4 protein-coding genes and 3 tRNA genes are annotated in these 6000 nt (G+C 64.9%); 6 read left to right on the forward strand and 1 reads right to left on the reverse strand.

Features of this window, described 5'->3' with window-relative positions; all coding sequences use genetic code 11:
* Positions 1 to 278: 278 nt before the first annotated feature.
* A complete protein-coding gene (locus tag ACW6W5_RS14585) occupies positions 279 to 3026 on the reverse strand; it encodes a TonB-dependent receptor plug domain-containing protein (RefSeq protein ID WP_152153928.1) in 2748 nt (915 codons plus the stop codon).
* Positions 3027 to 3194: 168 nt separating this feature from the next.
* On the opposite strand from ACW6W5_RS14585, the gene ACW6W5_RS14590 reads away from it, so the two are divergent.
* From ACW6W5_RS14590 to ACW6W5_RS14615, 6 genes are all read left to right on the forward strand, one after another.
* Positions 3195 to 4211 (forward strand): cyanophycinase, encoded by a 1017-nt coding sequence (locus ACW6W5_RS14590; RefSeq protein ID WP_152153930.1) that lies wholly within the window; start codon positions 3195 to 3197, stop codon positions 4209 to 4211.
* 111 nt (positions 4212 to 4322) lie between these two features.
* A complete protein-coding gene (locus tag ACW6W5_RS14595) occupies positions 4323 to 5336 on the forward strand; it encodes an isoaspartyl peptidase/L-asparaginase family protein (protein ID WP_183073842.1) in 1014 nt (337 codons plus the stop codon).
* A gap of 138 nt (positions 5337 to 5474) precedes the next feature.
* Positions 5475 to 5560, forward strand: a tRNA-Tyr gene (locus ACW6W5_RS14600).
* A gap of 28 nt (positions 5561 to 5588) precedes the next feature.
* Positions 5589 to 5662: transfer RNA gene (locus ACW6W5_RS14605), tRNA-Gly, on the forward strand.
* 47 nt (positions 5663 to 5709) lie between these two features.
* A tRNA-Thr gene (locus tag ACW6W5_RS14610) sits at positions 5710 to 5785 on the forward strand.
* Positions 5786 to 5826: 41 nt separating this feature from the next.
* The coding region (locus ACW6W5_RS14615; RefSeq protein WP_239503271.1) for a GTP-binding protein at positions 5827 to 6000 on the forward strand (174 nt) is incomplete at its 3' end.

The following is a 6000-nucleotide window of genomic DNA, read 5'->3' on the forward strand; positions in this document are numbered from 1 at the left end:
CTCACACAGGGTTGTCCACAGCAAAGCCCCATCGCTTTCCACGGTGTGTGTGGAAAACCGCGATGGTGTTTGGACAAAAAACAGCCACGTCCTGAAAGCGTTGCGCTGCATGGCTTGCATGGACTTGTCCACACCAAACCCCCATGGCTTTCCACGACGCATGTGGAAAACAAAGACAGCGCACCCGGCAACGGGTGACGCAGGCCAGCGGCCGCAGAACAAAAAAAAGACGGAGGCACTGCCTCCGTCTTTGATCCCCTGACCAGCGGAAGCGGCGCTTACAGCGCCGTACCGCCAAACTTGTGGGTGTACTGGAGATTGAGCGTCCGGCCCACGGTGTCGAACCAGGAGACGTCGTAGTACGGATACGGCGTGTACGTCGCGTCCTTCGGCGGCATCTTGTTGCCCACGTTCACCACCGACAGCGACAGGCGCGAATGGTCATCGAAGCGGTACTGCAGCGACACGTTGTAGCGGTACGTCGCCGCGATCCACGGGCTGTCACCGCTGTCCGGATCAAAGCTCTGGTCGTAGCTGTCGTAGGTGGGCAGTTTGCCCAGCCGTGAGCCGTACAGCGTGGCCGACCACGCCGCGTTCTCCCACGTCACACTCGCACTGGTCTTGGTGCGCGGAATGTCGAAACCGCTGTTGATCGCGAACTGGTCCTCGACCACATCGCCGTCAAACTGTTGGAAATCGTGCGTCTTCACCCAGGTGTGGTTGCCGCTGAGGATGAAATCGCCGATCCCGGTGCTCAGGCGGTAGCGCAGGCCCACATCAATGCCGCGGGTCGTTTCGCGCGCGATGTTGATCGGGCTCACGTGCACACCATACAGGCGGCCATCACTGGTGCGGGTAACCCGGCTGATCGCATCCACGCAGGTCGGCGAGGCCGCATCGGCGCCGCCCAGGCGGCAGGCCGCCTCGTCGCGCAGGATGGTGCTCACATCCATGTCCTGCACCTGGTCGCGCATGTCGATATCGAACCAGTCCACCGACAGGTCCAGCCCCGCTGCCGGCGACCACACAAAGCCAGCGCTCCACGAGGTGCTCGTTTCCGGATCCAGCTGGCGATTGCCTTCGCGCGTGCGGATCAGGTTCTCCTCGTAATCCGAGCAGTCATCACTGCCGTCCACCGCGCAGGCGTAGTAGTCGTTGGCACTGGTTTCATCATTGCCCGGGCCGGCATACACGTAGTGCAGGTCTGGCGCGCGGAAGGCGGTGCCGTAGGAGCCACGCACCAGCAGGGTCTCGATCGGGCGCCATTCCAGACCACCGCTCCAGGTCGCCTTGCCGATCGTGTTGCCGGAGTAGCGGTACTGGTCGAAGCGCCCGGCCACGCTGACGTTGAACGTGTCACGCAGCGGCAGGCGCAGCTCGGCCGCGGTCGCCCAGCGGTTGCGGCTGCCGTGGCCGTCCGAATCCTTCCAGCTGTAGTAGTAGTACTGCGTCGCCAGCGGGTCCGGATTCAGTGCGTAGGCCTGATTGCCGAACTCGGCGGTCGCCGCGAAGCCGGCCTTGCCGCCCGGCAGCTCGAACAGCTCGCCGTTGGTCAGGGTCAGCGCGGCGGTATCGGTACGCGACTTCGGGGTATAGGTGGTGCGTGCGGCGATCGAATCGTACTCGCTGCGGCTCAGCGGCCGGTACAGGCGCGCCGGGTCGGCGTTGAACACCGGGAACACGTTGTCGTCGTCATCGGTGTACTCGCCCAGCTGCTCGCCCAGGAACAGCGCATTGGCCTTGGCGGCGATGATCTGCGGCCAGCGGATGCTGGATTGATACTGCGAATGGCTCAGCGAAGCCTCGTATTCCCAGTCCGCACCGAGGGCGCCCTTGAAGCCGGTGGTCACGCTGAAGGTCTTCTGGGTGCTGCGCACCATGCCGTTGTTGAGTCCGCCCATTTCCTCGGGGGAGAACTGGCGTTGCCAGAACTCCACCTGGTCGGTGGCCTGGTTGTAGAAGTAGCCGTCTTCATTGCCGTCGGCGGCCATGCGGCCCCACTGGGTGACATCGCGCATCAGCGCCAGGTCGTGGTAACCCATCTGCACATCGGCGAACCATTCTGCGCCGTTGTCGAAGGCGTAGCGCAGCGCGGCATAGCCGTTGGCACCGCGGCGCTTGCTCAGGATCGTGCCGTAGCCGATCGAGCGGTCGCTGCCGCAGTAGAAGCCATACCGCGCACGCTCGGCGTACTGGGTGCTGCCGTTGTTCTGGCCGGCCAGCGCATCGCAGGTTGCCTGGCCCGGGTCCAGGTAGTCGTCGTTGTAGTCGGTGCGCAGGTAGGCGCGACGCAAGGCGCGGGCGCTCTCGGTCGGTGCATCCAAGGTGGAATCCTGCTGGCTGCGCTCATACGCCCACAGTGGGGTCTGGGACTGCAGTTCCAGGCTGTAGACCGCGCTGAAGCGGCCGGCGTCGAAGCCACTGGCGATGCTCATGTCAAAGGACTCACCGCCGCCTTCGCTGGTGGTGCCCATGCGCATGTCGACCGTGGTGCCATCGACCTGCTTCTTCAGGATGAAGTTGACCACGCCGGCAATGGCGTCCGAGCCGTAGATCGCCGAGGCGCTGCCGGTCAGCACTTCGATGCGCTCGATCATCCCGATCGGGATGTTGGAGACGTCGGTGAAGTTGCTGCGGCCCTGGAAGGGCATCGGGAAATCGGCGATGCGGCGGCCGTTGACCAGCACCAGGGTGTGGTTGGGCCCCAGGCCGCGCAGGTCGACCTGCTGCGCACCGGGCGAGAAGTCCGCGCCGCTGGAGGACTGCTGGCTCTGGGTCTCCCCCCCGTTCTGGGTCATCGAGCGCAGCACGTCCGGCACGCTGGTGAAGCCGCTGGCCTGGATCTGCTCGGCAGTGATGACGGTGACCGGGGCCGGCCCCTCCACCTGCGCGCGCGGAATGCGCGAGCCGGTGACCTGCACCGTATCCAGTTGCTGCACCCCGGGGGCGGGTGTCTGGGCGCCCGCAGTTGCGGCCACACCCATCAACGCCAGCTGGATCGACCACGCCATCGCCTGTTTACGCATGAGAATTCTCGAGAAGAAAGTGTCGGCCTCGAGGGAGGCCTGTCCCCCATTCACATTTCGCGAATGGACGGCGCGCATTTAACGCCTTTTTTACGGGGTTGACCACTGCCAATTTCTCTGGCAAAGAGTGAAAACGCTTACACGCCCTTTTTATTCAGGGAGGTCAACGTGCACAAGGGTTTCCGGCCGATCCATTCCCTCCTGTGGCTGCTGCTCGCCGCGCTCCCGCTCCCCCTCCATGCCCAGGATTCGCGCAGTCTGCAGGACCAGGGCTATCGCTATTACGAGGTGGGCGCCCTGGATGCCCCGCGCGCCACCCATACCGAGCCGGCGATGATGCTGATGGGCGGTGGCGAATGGGTGCCGGCCGCTTTCCAGTGGTGGCTGGCGCGTGCCGGCCATGGCCGGGTGGTGATCCTGCGCGCCTCCGGTGCCGATGAGCTGCAGAACCGGCTCTACCGGGAGATCGGTGGGGCGGCCTCGGTACAGACCCTGGTGTTCAACAGCCGGCGCGCGGCCGACGACCCGGCGGTGCTGGGGGTGATCGCCGCCGCCGATGCGATCTTCATCGCCGGCGGCGACCAGTCGCGCTATATCCGTTTCTGGAAGGGCACGGCGGTGAACGCGGCGCTCAATGCGCACGTCCGCGCCGGGCGGCCGATCGCCGGGACCAGTGCCGGGTTGGCCATCCTGGGGGGCTACAGCTACGGCGCCCTGGATGGCGGCAGCGTGACGTCCCGGCGCGCCCTGCGCGATCCCATGGGCCGGGCGGTGACGCTGGACAGCGATTTCCTGGCCATGCCGTACCTGGCCAACGTGATCACCGATACCCATTTCGGCAAGCGCGACCGGCTCGGCCGCCTGATCGTCTTCGTGGCCCGTGCCGCCCAGCGCAGCGGGCAGCAGGGCATGGTCGGCCTCGGCGTGGATGAAGACACCGCGCTGTGCGTGGAGGCCGACGGCACCGGCCGGGTGTTCAGCCGCGATGGCGGCTATGCGTGGCTGGTGATGCCGCAGCACACCCCCGATCGCCTGCGCGGTGGTAAACCGCTGGATTTTCTCGCCATCCCGGTGACCGGTGTGGGCGAGGGCAGTCGCCTGCACCTGGATGGCTTCCGGGTGGACGACGCGGCGTTCGAGATGACGGCGGATATCCGGGAGGGGCGCCTGCAGCTGCGCCGGTAGATCCACGCCATGCGTGGATGCTGTGGCGTGCGTTTTGAGGTCATGGCCACGCGCGTGGATGGCCCGACGCGCGTGCCATGATGAGGCCTCGTCCCTTGAGAGTGCCTGCCCATGTCGCGTTCTGCTGTGGTGATGTTGTCGCTGTGCCTGTCTCTCCCGCTGGCGGCCACCGCTGCCGAGCCGGTGCTGGTCATCCATGGGGGCGCGGGGGTGGAGCGCGGGGATCTGTCGCCCGCCGAGGAAAAGGCCGCACGCGCGGCCCTGCAGCAGGCGCTGCTCAAAGGGCATGCCGCGCTGGCGGCAGGCAAGCCGGCGCTGGAGGCGGTCACTGCGGCGATCACCGTGCTCGAGGATGATCCCACCTTCAATGCAGGCAAGGGCGCGGTGTTCACCCACGATGGCCGCAACGAACTGGATGCCTCGCTGATGGACGGCGCCACGCTCAAGGCTGGCGCGGTGGCCGGTGTGCAGCGCGTGCGCAACCCGATCCTGCTCGCCGAGGCGGTGATGCAGCACTCTGCGCACGTAATGATGGTGGGGCAGGGCGCGGAGGCCTTCGCCAGCACCCAGGGAATTCCCTTGGTGGATCCGTCGTATTTCCGCACGGACAAGCGCTGGCAGCAGCTGCAGAAGGCGCTGAAGGAAGAGGCCAGCGGCCAGGCCCATGCGGATCTGGAAACGGCGCGCCACTTTGGCACCGTCGGGGCGGTCGCGCTGGACAAGGACGGCAAGCTCGCCGCCGGCACCTCCACCGGGGGGATGACCAACAAGCGCTATGGCCGTGTGGGCGACTCACCGATCATCGGCGCGGGCACCTATGCCGATGCAGGATGCGCGGTATCGGGGACGGGCTGGGGCGAGTACTACATCCGCACTGCAGCCGCGCACGATATCTGTGCGCGCATGCAGTACCTCAAGCAGGGCCCGGTGGACGCGGGGCGTGCGGTGATCAACGAGCGCATTCCCGCCCTCGGTGGCGATGGCGGCGCGATCGTGCTCGCCGCCGACGGTCGCGCGGCGACGCCGTTCAATACCCAGGGCATGTATCGCGGCTGGATCGGTGCCGATGGCGTGCCGCATGTGGCGATCTTCGCCAGCGAAACACTGCCGTTGCCGGGCCAATAGCCCGTTCCGACAAGGCAATTGAACAATCATGTGAAAAAATTCAAAAAGGTTGTTGACAGAACCCCCGTTTATCCCCAAAATTCACGGCTCTTCCACCCCACACCGAAAACGCTTCGGCGCCACGGGACAGGGTGGTAAGGAGGGATACCCAAGCGGCCAACGGGGGCAGACTGTAAATCTGCTGGCTTACGCCTTCGGTGGTTCGAATCCACCTCCCTCCACCAGTTTCATGTTGTGGCAAGAGCTTCCGATGCGGGAGTAGTTCAATGGTAGAACCTCAGCCTTCCAAGCTGATGGTGCGGGTTCGATCCCCGTCTCCCGCTCCATTGAATGAGTTTGAATATATTCAAATTCGTGCCATAATACAAAACTCGCTCACGTAGCTCAGTCGGTAGAGCACCTCCTTGGTAAGGAGGAGGTCGAAGGTTCGATTCCTTTCGTGAGCACCATCTAAGTGCTACCAATTCAGACGATTTCGAGATAAGCAGCCATGGCCAAGGGTAAGTTCGAGCGCACCAAGCCGCACGTCAATGTCGGCACCATCGGTCACGTTGACCACGGCAAGACCACGCTGACCGCCGCACTGACCAAGATCGGTGCCGAGCGCTTTGGCGGTGAGTTCAAGGACTACTCGTCGATCGACGCCGCGCCGGAAGAAAAGGCA

This window comes from Stenotrophomonas sp. IS26 (assembly GCF_054188265.1).

Coding starts and splice junctions, on each gene's coding strand:
- ACW6W5_RS14585 (WP_152153928.1), bottom strand. CDS start 3,026: ATGCGTAAACAGGCGATGGCGTGGTCGATCCAGCTGGCGTTGATGGGT.
- ACW6W5_RS14595 (WP_183073842.1), top strand. CDS start 4,323: ATGTCGCGTTCTGCTGTGGTGATGTTGTCGCTGTGCCTGTCTCTCCCG.